At 60.2% G+C, this 16,276-nt stretch carries 18 protein-coding genes and 2 tRNA genes; 8 read left to right on the top strand and 12 right to left on the bottom strand.

The genetic code is table 11. The features are described from left to right. Positions 1 to 7: 7 nt before the first annotated feature. The 3 genes from purQ to purC all read right to left on the bottom strand — a co-directional run bounded on the left by purQ (position 8) and on the right by purC (position 1,771). Positions 8 to 676 carry a phosphoribosylformylglycinamidine synthase subunit PurQ gene (gene purQ, locus AC4HIX_RS03760; protein WP_490397939.1) on the bottom strand — a complete coding sequence of 223 codons (669 nt, stop codon included), beginning with the start codon at positions 674 to 676 and terminating at the stop codon, positions 8 to 10. Then, on the bottom strand, positions 676 to 906 hold the full coding sequence (purS, locus tag AC4HIX_RS03765; protein WP_027243772.1) for a phosphoribosylformylglycinamidine synthase subunit PurS: 231 nt from the start codon (positions 904 to 906) through the stop codon (positions 676 to 678). The genes purQ and purS overlap by 1 nt, the downstream gene beginning before the upstream one ends. 103 nt (positions 907 to 1,009) lie before the next feature. Next, a complete protein-coding gene (gene purC / locus AC4HIX_RS03770; RefSeq protein WP_027237392.1) occupies positions 1,010 to 1,771 on the bottom strand; it encodes a phosphoribosylaminoimidazolesuccinocarboxamide synthase in 762 nt (253 codons plus the stop codon). A gap of 272 nt (positions 1,772 to 2,043) precedes the next feature. On the opposite strand from purC, the gene AC4HIX_RS03775 reads away from it, so the two are divergent. Together AC4HIX_RS03775 and bmt are read left to right on the top strand one after the other, a co-directional pair. Then, on the top strand, positions 2,044 to 2,361 hold the full coding sequence (locus tag AC4HIX_RS03775) for a DUF1476 domain-containing protein (RefSeq protein ID WP_490397940.1): 318 nt from the start codon (positions 2,044 to 2,046) through the stop codon (positions 2,359 to 2,361). Positions 2,362 to 2,625: 264 nt separating this feature from the next. Beyond that, positions 2,626 to 3,648: a betaine--homocysteine S-methyltransferase gene (gene bmt, locus AC4HIX_RS03780; RefSeq protein ID WP_475052520.1), complete on the top strand. Its 1,023-nt coding sequence runs from the start codon at positions 2,626 to 2,628 to the stop codon at positions 3,646 to 3,648. Between the two features lie 176 nt (positions 3,649 to 3,824). Here the strand turns inward: bmt and AC4HIX_RS03785 are convergent, their stop codons facing one another. Together AC4HIX_RS03785 and AC4HIX_RS03790 are read right to left on the bottom strand one after the other, a co-directional pair. Next, a complete protein-coding gene (locus tag AC4HIX_RS03785) occupies positions 3,825 to 4,103 on the bottom strand; it encodes an acylphosphatase (RefSeq protein ID WP_490397941.1) in 279 nt (92 codons plus the stop codon). 73 nt (positions 4,104 to 4,176) lie between these two features. After that, positions 4,177 to 5,256 carry a PA0069 family radical SAM protein gene (locus tag AC4HIX_RS03790; protein ID WP_490397942.1) on the bottom strand — a complete coding sequence of 360 codons (1,080 nt, stop codon included), beginning with the start codon at positions 5,254 to 5,256 and terminating at the stop codon, positions 4,177 to 4,179. Between the two features lie 223 nt (positions 5,257 to 5,479). Between AC4HIX_RS03790 and AC4HIX_RS03795 the strand changes: the two genes are divergently transcribed. After that, positions 5,480 to 6,178 (top strand): corrinoid protein, encoded by a 699-nt coding sequence (locus tag AC4HIX_RS03795; RefSeq protein WP_039178412.1) that lies wholly within the window; start codon positions 5,480 to 5,482, stop codon positions 6,176 to 6,178. A 1-nt stretch (position 6,179) separates the two neighbouring features. Beyond that, the gene (locus AC4HIX_RS03800) at positions 6,180 to 6,890 is read left to right on the top strand and encodes a DUF1638 domain-containing protein (RefSeq protein WP_490397943.1); all 711 of its coding nucleotides are present in this window, start codon (positions 6,180 to 6,182) and stop codon (positions 6,888 to 6,890) included. A 60-nt stretch (positions 6,891 to 6,950) separates the two neighbouring features. Here the strand turns inward: AC4HIX_RS03800 and AC4HIX_RS03805 are convergent, their stop codons facing one another. Next, positions 6,951 to 7,361, bottom strand: a complete 411-nt coding sequence (locus AC4HIX_RS03805; RefSeq protein WP_490397944.1) for a SufE family protein — start codon at positions 7,359 to 7,361, stop codon at positions 6,951 to 6,953. A 135-nt stretch (positions 7,362 to 7,496) separates the two neighbouring features. Here AC4HIX_RS03805 and AC4HIX_RS03810 point away from each other — a divergent pair, with 135 nt between their 5' ends. Beyond that, on the top strand, positions 7,497 to 8,009 hold the full coding sequence (locus AC4HIX_RS03810) for a hypothetical protein (protein WP_490397945.1): 513 nt from the start codon (positions 7,497 to 7,499) through the stop codon (positions 8,007 to 8,009). An 82-nt stretch (positions 8,010 to 8,091) separates the two neighbouring features. On the opposite strand, the gene rnd is transcribed toward AC4HIX_RS03810, so the two are convergent. After that, entirely contained in the window at positions 8,092 to 9,249 is a 1,158-nt protein-coding gene (gene rnd / locus AC4HIX_RS03815) for a ribonuclease D (protein ID WP_475052538.1), read from the bottom strand. Positions 9,250 to 9,478: 229 nt separating this feature from the next. Here rnd and AC4HIX_RS03820 point away from each other — a divergent pair, with 229 nt between their 5' ends. Then, complete coding sequence (locus AC4HIX_RS03820) at positions 9,479 to 9,664, top strand: hypothetical protein (RefSeq protein ID WP_490397946.1); 186 nt, start codon at positions 9,479 to 9,481, stop codon at positions 9,662 to 9,664. Here AC4HIX_RS03820 and purN read toward each other — a convergent pair. Next, complete coding sequence (gene purN / locus AC4HIX_RS03825; RefSeq protein ID WP_490397947.1) at positions 9,661 to 10,257, bottom strand: phosphoribosylglycinamide formyltransferase; 597 nt, start codon at positions 10,255 to 10,257, stop codon at positions 9,661 to 9,663. The genes AC4HIX_RS03820 and purN overlap by 4 nt on opposite strands. Then, positions 10,254 to 11,300, bottom strand: a complete 1,047-nt coding sequence (gene purM / locus AC4HIX_RS03830; protein WP_490397948.1) for a phosphoribosylformylglycinamidine cyclo-ligase — start codon at positions 11,298 to 11,300, stop codon at positions 10,254 to 10,256. Before purM ends, purN begins: the two co-directional genes overlap by 4 nt. Before the next feature lie 161 nt (positions 11,301 to 11,461). Here purM and AC4HIX_RS03835 point away from each other — a divergent pair. Both AC4HIX_RS03835 and AC4HIX_RS03840 read left to right on the top strand, forming a co-directional pair. Continuing rightward, positions 11,462 to 11,534: transfer RNA gene (locus AC4HIX_RS03835), tRNA-Met, on the top strand. Positions 11,535 to 11,706: 172 nt separating this feature from the next. Then, positions 11,707 to 11,780 (top strand) — tRNA-Ile (locus tag AC4HIX_RS03840). Positions 11,781 to 12,758: 978 nt separating this feature from the next. On the opposite strand, the gene AC4HIX_RS03845 is transcribed toward AC4HIX_RS03840, so the two are convergent. The 3 genes from AC4HIX_RS03845 to AC4HIX_RS03855 form a co-directional block, all read right to left on the bottom strand. Then, positions 12,759 to 14,675: a hypothetical protein gene (locus AC4HIX_RS03845; protein WP_490397949.1), complete on the bottom strand. Its 1,917-nt coding sequence runs from the start codon at positions 14,673 to 14,675 to the stop codon at positions 12,759 to 12,761. A 125-nt stretch (positions 14,676 to 14,800) separates the two neighbouring features. Then, positions 14,801 to 15,277 carry a hypothetical protein gene (locus AC4HIX_RS03850; RefSeq protein WP_490397950.1) on the bottom strand — a complete coding sequence of 159 codons (477 nt, stop codon included), beginning with the start codon at positions 15,275 to 15,277 and terminating at the stop codon, positions 14,801 to 14,803. Then, positions 15,274 to 16,200 carry a hypothetical protein gene (locus AC4HIX_RS03855; RefSeq protein ID WP_490397951.1) on the bottom strand — a complete coding sequence of 309 codons (927 nt, stop codon included), beginning with the start codon at positions 16,198 to 16,200 and terminating at the stop codon, positions 15,274 to 15,276. Before AC4HIX_RS03855 ends, AC4HIX_RS03850 begins: the two co-directional genes overlap by 4 nt. Between the last annotated feature and the right edge of the window lie 76 nt (positions 16,201 to 16,276).

A 16,276-nucleotide genomic window follows, 5' to 3' on the forward strand; every position in this document is an offset into this window, starting at 1 on the left:
CCTCAAGTCACGCAGCGGTGACCATCCCCGCCAATGCGCGGAACACTGCCGCACCGTCGGTGCCGCCATGGCCCTCATCCGCGGCCCGCTCGGGGTGCGGCATCATGCCGAGAACACGGCGGTTTTCCGACAGGATGCCGGCAATGTCCGCGACCGAGCCATTGGGGTTCTCTTCATAGGTGAAGGCCACCCGGTCCTGGTCCTGCAGCGCCTTGACGGTGTCTGCATCGGCAAAATAGTTGCCGTCGTGGTGGGCAATCGGCACCCCGATCACATCGCCCGCGCTGTAGCCTTGGGTAAATACGCTGTCAGCGGTTGCCACCTTCAGGCCCACAGTGCGGCAGATGTATTTGAGGCCCGCATTGCGCAGCAGCGCGCCCGGCAGCACGCCGGTCTCAGTGAGGATCTGGAAACCGTTGCAGACGCCAATGGCATAGCCGCCGCGGTCCGCATGCGCGACCACCGCCTTGCAAATCGGCGACTGGGCCGCGATGGCACCGCAGCGCAGGTAGTCGCCATAAGAGAAACCGCCCGGCACCCCGACGATATCAACGCCCTCGGGCAGCGCGCTGTCCTTGTGCCAGACCATCGACACATCGAAGCCGGCCTGCTCGAAGGCCACCGCCAGATCGCGGTCGCAGTTCGAGCCGGGGAAGACTACTACCGCCGCCTTCATCACTGCATCTCGATGCTGTAGGATTCGATCACGGTGTTGGCCAGCAGCTTCTCGCACATGGCGGTCACATCTGCCTCGGTGGCGCCTTCGGCCAGATCCAAGTCAATCACCTTGCCTTGGCGCACGCCTTCGACCTTGTCAAAGCCCAAGGCTCCCAGCGCGTGGCGCACAGCCTCGCCCTGCGGATCCAGAACCCCGTTCTTCAGCATCACATGCACCCGTGCCTTCATCGCATCATCCCTCAGGTTTTCGATGGCGAAGCCCCATCCAGGCTTCATCTTTCCAAAAATACTCAAAGACCCGCGGCGCGGTCAGGCGCAGCGGGTCCCGTTTTCAGTTCACCAGCGTCGGTTTGCCCGGCGCAGGAGGATTGTTCGGCATCACGCCCAGACGGCGCGCCACCTCGCTGTAAGCGTCGGTCAGGCTGCCCAGGTCGCGGCGGAACACGTCCTTGTCCAGCTTCTGGCCGGTCTTGATGTCCCACAGGCGGCAGCTGTCCGGGCTGATCTCATCGGCGATCACCAGGCGCTGGAAGTCGCCTTCATAGATACGGCCGATCTCGATCTTGAAGTCGACCAGGCGGATGCCCACGGCCAGAAACACGCCGGACAGGAAATCGTTCACGCGCAGCGCCAGGCTCAGGATGTCGTCCATGTCCTGCTGGCTGGCCCAGCCAAAGGCCGCGATGTGCTCTTCGGTGACCAGCGGGTCGCCCAGGGAGTCGTCCTTGTAGCAGTATTCCACGATCGGGCGCGGCAGCTGGGTGCCCTCGTCGATCCCGAGGCGCTTGGAGATGCTGCCGGCCGCATAGTTGCGCACGATGACCTCCAGCGGAATGATCTCGCAGCTGCGCACCAGCTGCTCGCGCATGTTCAGCCGCTTCAGGAAATGGGTCGGCACGCCGATCTGCGCCAGCCCCAGCATGAAGAACTCGCTGAGGATGTTGTTCAGGACTCCCTTGCCCTCGATCACGTCGTGCTTTTCGGCGTTGAAGGCGGTGGCGTCGTCCTTGAAATACTGCACGATGGTGCCCGGCTCCGGGCCTTCGTACAGTGTCTTTGCCTTGCCTTCGTAGATTTTCTTGCGGCGCGCCATTGGGAACCTTTCGGGTCATTGCCGGGAATCCGGCCCTGCGATGTGCCGCTCTCATAGTGCAAGGGGACCCCAGCCGCAAGCTTGCTGCACGGGCCTGCCGCGCCATGGCTGCCGCGGCGGCAGCCCCCGGACCGGACCAAGGACCCAGCCGGCCATTGCCATGCCTAGGACAAATCCGCCCAAAGGCTTTGTCAGGCACTGTTTTTTCTTGCCCTGAGAGGCAATCATACTCCTATCATATCTAAGGTGCACAAGGTTAATGAGGATCAGCCATGACGACATTCGACGAACGCGAGCAGGCCTTTGAGGCCAAGTTTGCGCATGATGAGGAAATGCAGTTCAGGGCGCGGGCGCGCCGCAACAAGCTGGTGGGCTTGTGGGCGGCGGACCTTCTGGGAAAAACCGGCTCCTCCGCCACTGATTATGCCCAGTCCATTGTGGCCGCGGACCTCGAGGAAGCAGGCCATGAGGATGTGGTGCGCAAGCTCACCGGTGACCTGGGCAGCCAGGCCAGCGAGGAGCAGATCCGCCTGAAACTGCGGGAGCTGATGGTGCAGGCGCAGGAAGAAGTCCTCAGCGAAACCAGCTGAAGAGCCGTTGTGCGGCAAACGGCCTGACCGGCTGCCGCCGCCGGGCATGCACCGCTGCGGCACCGCCAAAGCTTCATTCGCCCGGGCCGCGCTGCAAACGGCGCCTGCTGCCCCTCACGCCGGGGCTGCAAGCCGCCGCGCCGCAAACTCATAATGAAGATGAGCAAAATGAAATTGCCCTTGCCCGCCCGGCGTGAGACAGGGGAAACAAACCACTTTGCCGCCCGCCCCGCCGGGGCGGCCTGCTGACACGGGACAAAACCGATGACAAATACTTTCAAACAGCTGCTGGACACCAAGGACGTGCTGCTGGCGGATGGCGCGACCGGCACCAATCTGTTTGCCATGGGACTGCAGTCCGGCGATGCGCCGGAACTGTGGAATGTGGACGAACCCAAGAAGATCATGGCGCTCTACCAGGGATCTGTCGATGCGGGCAGCGACCTGTTTCTGACCAACAGCTTCGGCGGCACTGCCGCGCGCCTGAAACTGCACGACGCGCAGGGCCGTGTGCGCGAGCTGAACCGCATCGCCGCCGAACTGGGCCGCGAGGTGGCCGACAAGGCTGAGCGCAAGATTGCCGTGGCCGGCTCCGTCGGTCCGACCGGTGAGATATTTGAGCCCGTCGGCGACATGTCCCATGCGCTGGCGGTTGAGATGTTCCACGAGCAGGCCGACGCTCTGAAAGAAGGCGGCGCCGATGTGCTGTGGCTGGAAACCATTTCCGCACCGGAGGAATTCCGCGCCGCAGCTGAGGCCTTCAAACTGGCGGACATGCCCTGGTGCGGCACTATGAGCTTTGACACCGCAGGCCGCACCATGATGGGGGTGACCTCGGCGGATCTGGCCCAGCTGGTGGAAGAATTCGACAACGGGCCGCTCGCCTTTGGCGCCAACTGCGGCACCGGCGCCTCCGACATCCTGCGCACCGTGCTGGGCTTTGCCGCCCAAGGCACAGAGCGTCCGATCATCTCCAAGGGCAATGCCGGCATTCCGAAATATGTCGACGGCCACATCCACTATGACGGCACGCCGGAACTGATGGGCGAATATGCGGTGATGGCCCGCGATTCCGGTGCCAAGATCATCGGCGGCTGCTGCGGCACCATGCCCGACCACCTGCGCCACATGCGCGCGGCGCTCGACAGCCGCCCGCGCGGCGACCGTCCGGCACTGGAACAGATCGTAGAGGTGCTGGGTCCCTTCACCTCCGACAGCGACGGAACTGGGGACGATGCGAATGCAGGCGGCGAGCGCCGCTCCCGCCGCGGCCGGCGCCGCGCCTGAAGGCAGCCGTTGGCGAACTCCTGAAAGAACGGCGCCGCATGTCCGCATGCGGCGCCTTTTTCTGTTCAGGCCGTATTTCCTTTCTGTTTCAGCGTCCCGCAAGCATCCGGGCGTAGGTTCCTCCTCCCGGCGGCAGGTCTGTCTGCGCCGGCCTGCAAATCCCTGTCCGCTCCAGCCTAGCCGACAATACTAAAGCCGCTGATCCCCGGCTCGGGATCAGTTCTCTCCGTCAGGACGTCCTTGACCGAGGCAGCGCCGGGGCCGCGCCCCATTCTGCGCACCATATCGGCAACGCTGGCAGTCGGCCCAATCAGCAGCGCCCGCACCGAGCCGTCCGGCTCATTGCGGATCCATCCCGACAGCCCATGGCGCACTGCTTCCGCCCTGGCCCAGGTGCGGAAAGCCACGCCCTGCACGCGCCCGGTAACGCGCGCCTTCACAGCTATAGAAGCCATTGGACACCTTCCTTCCCATCATGAAGGGCTTCAGCATAGCACAAAAGCGCCAGGCCGGCTGTTCAAGAATGGATCAGAACAGCGCCAGCTGATCGCCCGGCTGCGGCGGTCGCTTGAATAGATCGCAGCGCAGCTCCGCCGTCCGCTCCCTCAAGCCCAGACGTTTACAGGTCGCCTTGAACCGCTGCGCGATCATCTCAGCATAACGTCCCTCACCCCGCATCCGGTGGCCCCAGCGCGGGTCGTAATCGCGCCCGCCGTGCATCTCCCGCAGCCGCGCCATCACCTTGGCGGCCCGGCCCGGCTCATGCTCCGCCAGCCACTCCTGCCACAGCTCCGACACCTCCCGCGGCAGCCGCAGCATGATCCAGCTGGCGGCGTCCGCCCCGGCCTCCGCACCGGCGGCCAGCAGCGCCTCCAGCTCATGGTCCGTCAGCCCCGGCACGATGGGAGAGGTCATAACCCGCACCGGCACCCCTGCCGCCGTCAGCCGCCGGATGGCGGCCAAACGCCGGGCAGGCAATGGCGCCCGCGGTTCCATCCGGCGCGAAAGATCCGGATCCAGCGTGGTGACGGAGATCCCTACCCGCACCAGACCCTTGGCCGCCATCGGTGCCAGGATATCCAGGTCCCGCTCCACCATTGCCCCCTTGGTGACGATCGCCACCGGGTGATTAAATGACTCCAGCACCTCCAGGCAGGCGCGGGTGATGCCATAATCCCGCTCACACGGCTGATAGGGGTCGGTGTTGGTGCCAAGCGCCATAGTGGCCACCCTATAGCGCGGCGCCGACAGTTCCTTGCGCAGCACCTCGGCCGCATTGGGCCGGGCCACCAGCCGGGTTTCGAAATCCAGCCCCGGCGACAGCCCCAGATAGGCATGTGTCGGACGGGCAAAGCAGTAGATGCAGCCATGCTCGCAACCGCGGTAGGGATTGATAGACCGGTCGAACGGCAGGTCCGGCGACCGGTTATAGGTGATCAGCGACCGCGCCGTCTCCTGCCGCACTTCGGTGGGAATCACCGCGTCCGGCGCCTCCTGAAACCAGCCGTCATCCACCGCATCGCGCGCCATTTCAAAGCGGCCTGCCGCATTGCTGAGGCTGGCGCGCGCTTTGCGGCGTAACGTATCTGGCGTGAATTCCGGCTGCATGGGCGCAAAGTAACCGCACGCGAGGAACAAATAAAGAACAAATGGGCAAATTCGAAGATTTCCATGCGGAATCTTCATTATTCTTGCACCGAAATTGTCTCTATACGTCGGTTAGAACAGCGGCAATGTCGCAAATAATGCAGTCGGCAGGCGGCATTCTGTCACAAAAGCTTCTGAAATAGGCCAACACCGGGGGCTCCCCCCGTCAGCAAGGATTAGGCGCATGTCGGACGAAGAAGACATCATCCTCTCGGAACTCGATGACGAGGAACTTGTTCAGCAGATGTTTGACGACCTCTATGATGGTCTCAAAGAGGAAATCGAAGAAGGCGTGAACATCCTTCTGGAGCGCGGCTGGGTTCCCTACGACATCCTGACCAAGGCTCTGGTGGGCGGCATGACCATTGTCGGCGCCGACTTCCGCGACGGCATCCTGTTCGTTCCCGAAGTTCTGCTGGCGGCAAACGCGATGAAGGGCGGCATGGCCATCCTGAAGCCGCTGCTGGCCGAAACCGGCGCACCGCGCGTCGGCTCGATGGTGATCGGCACCGTCAAGGGCGACATTCACGACATCGGCAAGAACCTGGTTTCCATGATGATGGAAGGCGCAGGTTTCGAAGTCGTCGACATCGGCATCAACAACCCGGTCGAGAACTACCTGGAATCGCTGGAAGAGCATAAGCCGGACATCCTCGGCATGTCCGCTCTGCTGACCACCACCATGCCCTACATGAAGGTGGTGATCGACACCATGGTCGAACAAGGCCTGCGCGACGACTACATCGTGCTGGTGGGCGGCGCGCCGCTGAACGAAGAGTTCGGCAAGGCGATCGGCGCCGACGGCTATTGCCGTGACGCAGCCGTGGCCGTGGAAATGGCCAAGGACTTCGTTGCGCGCAAGCACAACTCGATGAGCGCCTGATTTGGCACGCAAAGGACGCGCAGCCCGCCTGACAGAGCGGGCTGCCTTCCGCCCGCCCACCGGGCGGACGCTTGAGGAAAGCTCCCTCACCGAACAGGGTCTGGCTGCTCCTGAAAAGAAAACCGGCCGCATCCTGCTGATCGCCTGCGGCGCGCTTGCGCGCGAGATCCTTGATATCAAGGAGAAAAACGGGCTGGATCACATCGACCTCACCTGCCTGCCCGCCAAGTTGCACCTGTATCCGGAGCAGATTACCGATGCCGTCGATGGCGCCGTCGCCAAGCATTCAGCGGTCTATGACAAGATCTATGTGGTCTATGCCGACTGCGGCACCGGCGGCGCGCTGGAACGCAAATGCGCAGAGCTCGGCGTCGAAATGGTGGCAGGCCCGCATTGCTATTCGTTCTTCGAGGGCAATGACACCTTTGCCAGACATGCCGATGAGGGTGAAATCACCGCCTTCTACCTGACCGACTTCCTGGTCAAGCAGTTCGACGCCTTCGTCTGGCGCCCGATGGGTCTCGACAAGAACCCGGAGCTGCGGGACATGGTGTTCGGCAACTACACCAAGCTGGTCTACCAGTCGCAGACCAGCGACCCCAAGCTGGTGGAAAAGGCCCGCCAATGCGCAGACCGCATGGGACTGGATTTCGAGCACCGCCACACCGGCTACGGCGATCTGGAGACTGCCATTTCCCGCTGGGCCAAGTAGCCTTCATCTTTCCCGAAATACTCCGGGGAGCGCGAGGGGCCGGCCCCTCGCCCGCTTTCCTCAGGCCTGCGCCATCGCGGTTTCGCGGATCCGCTCGATCATCGCCCTGAGACCATTGGAGCGCTGCGAGGACAGGTGCTCATTCAGCTCCAGCCGCCCCAGTTCCGCCTTGGCGTCCACCGCCGCCACCTGCTGCAGGCTCAGCCCGTTGTACAGCTTGCGCAGCACCGCAATCAGCCCGCGCACGATCATCGCGTCGCTGTCGCCATCGAAGCGGAATACCCCGCCCTCGACCGTGGCATGCAGCCACACCTGGCTGGCGCAGCCGTCGACCTTGGTGGCGGGCACCTTCAGCGCGTCGTCCAGGGGCTCCATCGCCTTGCCCAGGTCGATCACATGGCGGTAGCGGTCCTCCCAGTCCTCCATGAACTCGAAGTCCTCCACGATCTCTTCAAAGGCGGCTGTGGCCATCGTCCGTCTATCCTCAAAATCCGTATTCCGGGGCTGATCAGCACCTAAGCCCCTGCCCGCCTCATTTCAACAGCTTTTCAAGCTTCGGCCAATCGGGTAATCCCTTGCAAAGACATTTTGAATGGGCGGGGACAGATGCACAAACCATTGGCTCTCACATTGGCCTCAGCGCTGGTGCTGGCCGGCTGCGGCGGCTGGAAGGACTCGCGGGTCAACCCGTCTAACTGGTTCGGCAGGTCCGCTCCCGCAGAGGCGCCGGTGCCGGAAGGCACCAACCCGCTGCTGCCGCAGGAGAGCAATGCGCGCGGGATTTTCGCCAAGAAGCCGCCAGAGGACAAAAGCGTCCTGATCAGCCAGGTCACCGGGCTTCAAATCGAACGGACCGCCTCCGGCGCCATCATCCACGCGTCCGGCGTTGCCGCGCGCCAGGGGGCGTTTGATGTCGAGCTGCGCAAGTCAGAGACGGCAGAGGACGGTGTTCTGGCCTATGATTTCCGGGTGGTCTACCCGGAGGAGGCGACCCTGAAGGGCAGCGAGTTCAGCCGTACCCTTCACGCGGCCCGTACGCTGTCGAAGCAGGATCTTGAGGCGGTCCGCCTGGTTCGGGTGAACGGTGCCGAAAACGCCCGCGAAAGCCGCCGCCGCTGACGCCGCAGGCTTCGCCCGGATTGAAAAACGGAAAACGCCCGCATTTGCGGGCGTTTCTTTTTTCCGGCGTCGGAGTGCTGGATTAAAGTTCCACCACCTGCACCGCCTGCCCCTTGGCGGCGAGGCCGATCTTTCCGTCGCACAGCCGCAGCGCATCTTCGCCGAACACTTCACGGCGCCAGCCGCTGAGCGCCGGCACATCGCGCAGCCCCGCGGCAATGGCATCCAGATCGGCGCTTGGCGCGATCAGCTTGGCCGCCACGCCTTCGGCTTCGGTCTTGGCTTTCAGCAGCACCCGCAGCAGGTCCGCCAGCGCCGGGTTCACCTGCAGCTTCTCTTTGCTGCGGTCCAGACGGGGAAATTTCTCCGGCGGGCAGTTCACGCCCTTGGCCACCGCTTCCAGGATGCCCTCGGCAATCGCGCCCTTGCGGGCCTCCCGCAGCAGCAGACGGGAGCCGCCAAGTTCCGCCGCGGTGCGCGGCTTGGTCGAGGCCAGCTCCACCAGCGCATCATCCTTGAACACCCGGTTGCGCGGCACGTTATTTGACTGAGCATAGGTTTCCCGGAACGCCGCCAGCTCGCGCACCACCGCCAGGAATTTGCCCGAGTTGGTCCGGGTCTTCACGCGCTTCCACGCGTCCTGCGGCTGGATGTCATAGGTCGCCGGGTCGGTCAGCACCTGCAGCTCTTCCGCCACCCAATGGGAGCGGCCGCTCTTCTCCAGCTCGGCTGCGAGGAATTCGTAGATCTTGCGGAGATGGGTCACGTCCGCCAGCGCATAGGTCTTCTGCGCTTCGCTCAGCGGACGGCGCGACCAGTCAGTAAAGCGCGAGGTCTTGTCCAGCCCCTGCTTGACGATCTTGCGCACCAGCGTTTCATAGCCCGCCTGCTCACCAAAGCCGCAAACCATCGCTGCCACCTGGGTGTCAAACAGCGGCTTCGGAAACACGCTTGCCTCGACCCAGAATATCTCCAGATCCTGACGCGCGGCATGGAACACCTTGACCACATTTTCGTCGCGGAACAGCGCGTAAAGCGGCTCCAGTGAGATACCATTGGCAAGGGGATCGACCAGAACCGCGTCGTTTTCACCGTCGCCGTTGAAGGCTAGCTGAATCAGGCAGAGCTTGGAATAATAGGTCCGCTCGCGCAGAAATTCGGTATCCACCGTGACGTAGGGATGCTGTGCAGCGGCATCGCAGAAGGCCTGCAGTTCTTCGGTGGTGGTCAGGGTTTTCATCAATTACCGCTTTTCAATCTCACGTGGGCCGGGCCGTGATACGCGCTTGTTCCGGGCAATGCAAACAGGTGCACCGGACACCGTGAATTTGTGCCGCAAGCAGCACAGCCACTGGTGCAGCAGGGCTAAACGCTTCAATCCTTGTGATGATAGCACCGCCAAACATTCATTTTTATGATGCAAAGCCAACCCCTAGATTGGGTGTGTATCGCAAATAGGAGAACCACCGATGACTGCACTCGACCATTCCCCCGCAGAACCCGCAGGAGTCACACCTTTTCGCGGGATGATTCCGTTTTTGGCTGCCGCTGCTTTGCTCGTACTGCTTGGCCTGATCGCACTTCTGGCCCCTGCCCCGCAGCAAGATCCGCTGGACTGGCACGGCAACAGCGCAACCGTTCAGGACAGACGCTAAGGCAGCAGGACCGGGGTTTTGTCGCCAGCGGCAAACCGGCGCAGTACTGCCGGGTACAGTTTGTGCTCCTGCACCAGCACCCGCGCCGCCAGCGTGTCCGGCGTATCGCCCGGCAGAACCGGCACCCGCGCCTGGCCCAGGACCGGGCCGTCGTCCAGGCGCGGCGTCACCTCATGCACGGTGCAGCCATGCTCAGCATCGCCGGCCTCCAGCGCGCGGGCGTGCGTGTGCAAGCCCTTGTATTTCGGCAGCAAAGACGGGTGGATGTTCAGCATCCGGCCTTCGAACTGCGAGACGAACCCGGCGGTCAAAACCCGCATGAACCCGGCCAGGCAGACGATGTTCGCGCCCGCGTCGAAGATGGGTTTCACCAGCTCGGCCTCAAAGGCTTCCCGGTCGCCCTTGAACGGGCGGTGATCCACCACGGCCGTGGACACGCCCGCGGCGGCAGCCTTGGCCAGCCCGCCGGCATCAGCGTTGTTTGACAACACCAGACAGGGCCGCGCCGGATGGTCCCCGGTCATGCTCTCCAGCAGCGACACCATGTTGGAGCCGCCGCCGGAAATCAGGATCGCGACGCGTCTGTGGCTCACAGCAGCTTGCCTGCGTAGCGCATGCCGGCGCCTGCGGTGACTGTGCCCAGGCGGGCGACGGTCTCACCCTCGGCTTCCAGCACCTTCGCCAGCTCATCGGCGCGGTCCGCGGAGACGGACAGGATCATGCCGATGCCGCAGTTGAAGGTCTTCAGCATCTCCGCTTCGGCAATGCCGCCGGTCTCCGCCATCCACTTGAACACGGGCGGGAGCTCCCAAGCGTTCAGGTCGATGTCGGCCCCCAGATCTTCGGGCAGCACGCGCGGCAGGTTTTCGGTCAGGCCGCCGCCGGTGATGTGGGCCAGCGCATGCACGCCCCCTGCCCGCACCGCCGACAGGCACTGCTTCACATACAAGCGAGTCGGGGTCAGCAGCGCCTCGCCCAGGGAGCCTTCACCAAACGGGCAATCCGCATCCCACCCAAGGCCCGAGACCTCGACCAGCTTGCGCACCAGGGAATAGCCGTTGGAGTGCACACCGTCCGAGGCGAGCCCCAGCAGCACATCGCCTTCCACCACCCCCTCGGGCAGCGCGGAGCCGCGCTCCATCGCGCCGACGGCAAAGCCTGCAAGGTCAAAATCGCCCTCGGGGTACATGCCCGGCATCTCCGCGGTCTCGCCGCCGATCAGCGCGCAGCCGGAGCGCACGCAGCCCTCGGCGATGCCTTCGATGATGCGTGCGGCCACGTCGGTTTCCAGCTTGCCGGTGGCAAAATAGTCGAGGAAGAACAGCGGCTCAGCCCCTTGGCAGACCAGATCGTTCACACACATCGCCACCAGGTCGATGCCGACGCCATCCACCACACCGGTGTCGATGGCGATCCGCAGCTTGGTGCCGACACCATCGGTGGCGCCCACCAGGATCGGGTCGTTGTAACCGGCGGCTTTCAGATCAAACAGAGCGCCGAAACCGCCCAGCCCGCTGGCCACGCCGGGGCGGTTGGTGCGCTTGGCGGCCGGCTTGATCCGGTCGACCAGGGCGTTGCCCGCATCAATGTCCACACCTGCGTCTGCATAGGTCAGGCCGTTTTTGCCGCTGGTCATCACTTGGCTCCTTCCAACACGTTGCGGCAGCCTTTAGCGCAAGGCGGAACAGAAGGAAACAAGCGATTGCATCCCGGCACAGAAGGCCGCGGTTGCGGCGCTGCGGTGCAATCGCCGCTTGACCTCCCGCCCGCCATTTTCTAACCACGGGACTATGGCGGGCCTGTAGCTCAACGGTTAGAGCAGAGCGCTCATAACGCTTTGGTTGCAGGTTCAAATCCTTGTTAGTAGGTATAAACTTACTGATTGATTGATCTAGTCAACAAGTAAATGGATTCAAGACTGGTAAGTCAGAACGAATATTACTGGTATGACTTACTGATAGGCGTACTAGGAAGAAAATTCGGTCAGATGGCCGAACACCCTTGGCGTCACAGCAACATTGCTGTACTCAACGCCTGCTCCTGGGGGATTAGCTCAATTGGTTAGAGCAGAGCGCTCATAACGCTTTGGCTGGGGGTTCAAGTCCCTCATCCCCTAGGTGAGCAGTCATTGAGATACAGAGAAATTTCTTCGGGAACTATATAGCATGTGATTGCTTCTAAAAGTGCTCCATCTGTGGGCTTTTCAATTTTCACGCGGCTCAAATTCCGTCGACTGAAACAAGAACAAGCAGAAACCACAGGGTAGGATCGGTCTCATTCTTGCGATCCAAATTACCTATTAGGCGCCATACGTCAGTTTGCTAGCAAACCCCGCCCAAACCAGCCATCCGCCGCCGGTTCATACTACTGCAACCACAGCCCGCTTTACCGCCATTCTCTGCAGACGCGAACTGGCAAAGGCCAGCCGATATGCACTGCGTCCGTGCAAAATACACACTGAACTTTGCTCACGTTGTAACTTTCACATTACTTCCTGTTGCTGATTGGCAGCAACTTCATTCAATGCCACTGTTCACAAGGTGACCTCCACAGTTAAAGCTCAACCAGCAAATATTTGTGCTTTTTTAGACCGAATGCCGCTAACGCGGCATACAAAGAGGGGTGACCTACGGCCCTTTTGATGGAGAGCGGTCACCCCTCTTTGTGGTAAATAACGGCCGCTTCGACAGGTCTCCAAACTCGAGCTTGTCCCTTTTCAAGTGCGACAGTGCGCAGAAGTGATTTCAAAGAAGCACTAAACGCAGCACCTACGAGAAATCCTGCAGATATAAGAGTGGTTCACGCATGCTTGGGATTTACGTTCGCAAATGCTATTGCAGCGGCATAGCTTTTAGACTGCCTTGCTTGGGCATCACGTCGGGTTACAAACACCCCTGCAGACGGCGGCAATCAGCCCGGTGAGGACAAGACCACTTCCTTTCGACCTTCTTTTCTCCCACAATAAGGGCGGGAAGCCGTCATTCGCTGCGGGTGGGATTGCTCTGCGCTAAATGCACTAAAGCCGACTCTAAACTAGGGATTTAACGCAAATTCGTGGACACCGAAAGCTAAGCGCAGCTACGGGCTGTGTATGTTAGGTTGCTTTAAGAATGAACCCTTCAACCGAAAAAATGGTGGCTTCAACCTTTTCGAGTGCTGCATTTACGCGTTCTAGAACCTCGGATGTAGTCACAAGGATTTGCCGCTCTGTTCCGGCGCTTGACGCGCTTGCCGCAAAAAATGCCGCTAAATCCAGCTCCCGCATCTGTTGCTGCCCGGGTTCATCGAATACGGCGAAACCGGCGTGATTGGTCTCAAACCTCTTCGACAATTGCAGAAGAGCAAGGATGTAAGACCACTTCAAGCGAATGCCGTCACTGGCAGAGGCCTCAAACCCGATATCTTTCACTACCCTATCGCCATCGTCATCTTCCGTGACGACTTGTGGGCGGAAGTCGTCGGGTGAAAGTGTGATGTCACTCGCGCGAAAGGAAGAGAAACGGAAGCGTCCGAGCAAGTGCTGAAGGACGCCTTGAAAGGCGTTGATCTTTGATTGATCCGCAGCAGTGAGGTTTCCCGGACCGAGTTCCTTAAATTCAGCACGGACGCGAGCCCATTCGCGGGCGATCGCTCGCAAGCCGTCTACGGTTCCGTCTATTTTCTCCTGCTGCGCTTGCCAGCGTTCAAGACGGGCTTCCAGACGTACGATTTCTTCCAGTTCGGAGCGTGCCGGGCTCTTAGTTGGCCGGAGGAGGTCGCGCTTTAGCGACCTAATCTTGGAGCGCTGTTCCTGAACATCTTCGCGCAAGGATTGATACCTTACGTTTATCAGGTCCAGACTGTCAGATGCCGATCCGAGCATCGCGCGGTACAAGTCAAGCTGGGACTTTATGAAAACGATGTTTTCTTCCAGCCCCATGGCTTCGCGGCTGACTGCAGGGAGTAGTTCGGTTGCCACGGCTTGCTGACAAGTGGGACACGTATGATCAGTTGCCGCCGCCCCAAGTGTTGAGCCGAGTTTTTGCAGTTTTAACGCGTCTTGATTGCGGAGAAGGTCGGTTTCGAGTGCCTCCACACGATCCTTGAAACCTTGCCGTTCACTGCGGGCAAGTTGGAAGTCTTGTCGAATAACTTGGATTTGTGAGTTCAAATTCGCATAGTGTTCTTCAGCTTCAGCTAGTTCGGATTTGAGCCCGTTTTCGGCGTCATCGACCACGGCAAACTCAGTCTCATCAAAGGCGCCGATCCGGTTTCGGATTTCCTCCTCAACGCTGGCGAGAGAGCGCCACTCTTCACCGTAGTATACGGAGAGCTGCACTGTACCTTCCTGACCAAAGCTGGCGGTCGGTTCGTTGGGAAGACCTTCGATCCGAACCAGCGTGCCTTTTCCGTCGATGGCCTCTTTGCGAAGTTCGCGATAACGTGTCTGAAGAACTAATTGCTCTTTGCGAAGCTCACTCCTTCGGCGGCGCACTTTCCCGGCATCAAGATCGAGAATGAATTCCATAACCCGACGGGGGAGATCTTGTATTCCCAAATAGGTCGGAAGGGGCCCTTGGACGGCCGACCAACCTCGCTTTTGCTCAACAAAGAACATTGGGAAAAGTGTTTCGATATAAAGTAACCCCTCGTCGCCATCAAACCGAGGTACTTGGGGGAGGACCCAACCGACGAACTTGGCGAGATGATGATGGAAGCCGTCCTCGCGAATCGCAGCGCCAGCGTCGTATAGGAAAAAGTCACGCTGATTGCCAAGGCCGAGGTCGACTTCATCAAGTCGACAATCCCAAGTCTGTACAAGCTTTTGCTCGGCCACGCCGGTGATATCGCGCCGGACAGTCATGTATTCGCCGTCTTCGTTGACGAGTTCGATCGCGACATGAGACTCGAGGACAGCTTCGTAGGGACTATCAGGATCGCTTTGTATGCGTTCACGCATGGCATATGGCAGGGGAACATCAAGCTTCGGACCAATGGCGCGTTCGAGTCCGAGCCCGTAGATGATGGACATCAGGGTAGTAGATTTTCCTGATGTATTGTCAGCCTGAATGACGTTGAGGCCAGACGACAATGGGACATCAACACCATATGTATTCTCAGCGGTTATCGACCGGAGCCTAATGTGCCGGATTTGGATCATAGAAGGCGTTTTCCTACCAATAACATTTTCTGAACAAATCCCTCGGTGATTTTCACGGCTAGCCCTTTCATAAAAGACCTTTCATCGACCAGCACATCGCCAATGGAATCAATTTCTTTTGCCGCTTCGATCCCTTTTTCGGTCAGGGAGAGTGTTGTCCGATTGCTGCTGACAGACCAATCAGCGAAGCCTTCTCCAACGAGAAAGTCGAGAGCGCGTGTAAACGCCGGCTCCACTCGCAAACGCCACGTGTATGCTGGTATCTTTTCTTCCAATATCGCCTCGAGTTTTTCTCGCGACGCCTGTGAGCGAAGGGCGTCGTTAAGGACATGCAGTTTGGCAAATGAGGCTTTTTTCCCGCGTGAATGAAACAAGGCTAGAAGGGTGACAGATATGCGCCAAGATATCCGCATATCCCCCGCGCAGGGTTTGGGACGCTCCCTGAAGACAAAGCTGGAGGCAGGGTCGTTCATTGCGATGAACCTTTCGCGGATGCTGTGAAGTCGAGTGGGCACTCGATAAGCCACGTTCCGATCTGTCCCATCGCAATCGCGCGGATGGCATTCGTCTCCAAAGTTGGGAGTGCAGAAACAAGTGCCTGATACAATCGATCTTGCTCGCCGGTCAGGAGATCCCCGGCTGGCCCTGATACGGTACCGGACGTTTCGAGCCGGTCTTCTTCCAGGGCGATGGCCGTCGTTGCCTTTTCCCAAAGTTCGGGTGCGTCACGTTTCAATTGCTCGAGAGCATTCTCAGCTCTGATATGAGTGCTAATGAATCGGTGCTTTCTCCTAACCGCTTGGTCTGGTTCGAGCTGCGGAAACCCGCGTCCAATTTTTTGATCCAGCACCTCATCAATTGCATTGCCGGTATCCGCTATTTCGTCAGCGCCCGGAGTTTTCAGGTCTAGGCTGGCACCGCACGCTTCCAACCTGATCTTCTCAATCTCCCTCGAGAAATCCTCCTGACAGTGAACAAGCCCGCGGAAATCAGCGTCCAGAAAGGGCAAACCTGTTTCATGAATTTCGTGTGCTTTGTTTGCTACCGTTGTCACGACGTCTTTGTCATCCAAGAACGGGCACAACAATATCCAACGGCGCACTTTGGTACCGCTCAGTAGCTTCGAGATTTTGCCTTGGTTTTTTGTCAGCTTATTGAGATCACGATTGGCTTTTGCACGCATGGCGCTCGCTGCTTTGCTGGTATCTCCGGTCTCCTCAGGTGCGTAGCTCTGGTAAACGCACCCGTCGGTAGTGATGCATTCGATGCCAAGATCACCGTTCACGCGAGCCGGTATCGGCTGCACATTTTCAGCGCCATGACGTTCCCGGACAAGCCGTAGGCTGAACTGCTCCCATTCGTTTCCGTCCCAGTCACGCGGATATTTTTCAATCATGTTGCGGAGATACTCGTAGTGGTTGCGTCACTATGTTCTTGGCGCTGTCAATACGTCAAGATTTAACTTCCTCGCC

It is taken from the genome of Leisingera sp. (genome assembly GCF_982940295.1).

Bases quoted from the DNA above. Each gene is read 5' to 3' on its own strand.
- AC4HIX_RS03790 (WP_490397942.1), bottom strand. From the start codon at position 5,256: ATGCAGCCGGAATTCACGCCAGATACGTTACGCCGCAAAGCGCGCGCC.
- AC4HIX_RS03850 (WP_490397950.1), bottom strand. From the start codon at position 15,277: ATGAACGACCCTGCCTCCAGCTTTGTCTTCAGGGAGCGTCCCAAACCC.
- purQ (WP_490397939.1), bottom strand. From the start codon at position 676: ATGAAGGCGGCGGTAGTAGTCTTCCCCGGCTCGAACTGCGACCGCGAT.
- AC4HIX_RS03785 (WP_490397941.1), bottom strand. From the start codon at position 4,103: ATGGCTTCTATAGCTGTGAAGGCGCGCGTTACCGGGCGCGTGCAGGGC.
- AC4HIX_RS03845 (WP_490397949.1), bottom strand. From the start codon at position 14,675: ATGTCCATCATCTACGGGCTCGGACTCGAACGCGCCATTGGTCCGAAG.
- purM (WP_490397948.1), bottom strand. From the start codon at position 11,300: ATGACCAGCGGCAAAAACGGCCTGACCTATGCAGACGCAGGTGTGGAC.
- bmt (WP_475052520.1), top strand. From the start codon at position 2,626: ATGACAAATACTTTCAAACAGCTGCTGGACACCAAGGACGTGCTGCTG.
- rnd (WP_475052538.1), bottom strand. From the start codon at position 9,249: ATGAAAACCCTGACCACCACCGAAGAACTGCAGGCCTTCTGCGATGCC.
- AC4HIX_RS03795 (WP_039178412.1), top strand. From the start codon at position 5,480: ATGTCGGACGAAGAAGACATCATCCTCTCGGAACTCGATGACGAGGAA.
- AC4HIX_RS03810 (WP_490397945.1), top strand. From the start codon at position 7,497: ATGCACAAACCATTGGCTCTCACATTGGCCTCAGCGCTGGTGCTGGCC.
- AC4HIX_RS03775 (WP_490397940.1), top strand. From the start codon at position 2,044: ATGACGACATTCGACGAACGCGAGCAGGCCTTTGAGGCCAAGTTTGCG.
- AC4HIX_RS03820 (WP_490397946.1), top strand. From the start codon at position 9,479: ATGACTGCACTCGACCATTCCCCCGCAGAACCCGCAGGAGTCACACCT.
- purS (WP_027243772.1), bottom strand. From the start codon at position 906: ATGAAGGCACGGGTGCATGTGATGCTGAAGAACGGGGTTCTGGATCCG.
- AC4HIX_RS03805 (WP_490397944.1), bottom strand. From the start codon at position 7,361: ATGGCCACAGCCGCCTTTGAAGAGATCGTGGAGGACTTCGAGTTCATG.
- purC (WP_027237392.1), bottom strand. From the start codon at position 1,771: ATGGCGCGCCGCAAGAAAATCTACGAAGGCAAGGCAAAGACACTGTAC.
- AC4HIX_RS03855 (WP_490397951.1), bottom strand. From the start codon at position 16,200: ATGATTGAAAAATATCCGCGTGACTGGGACGGAAACGAATGGGAGCAG.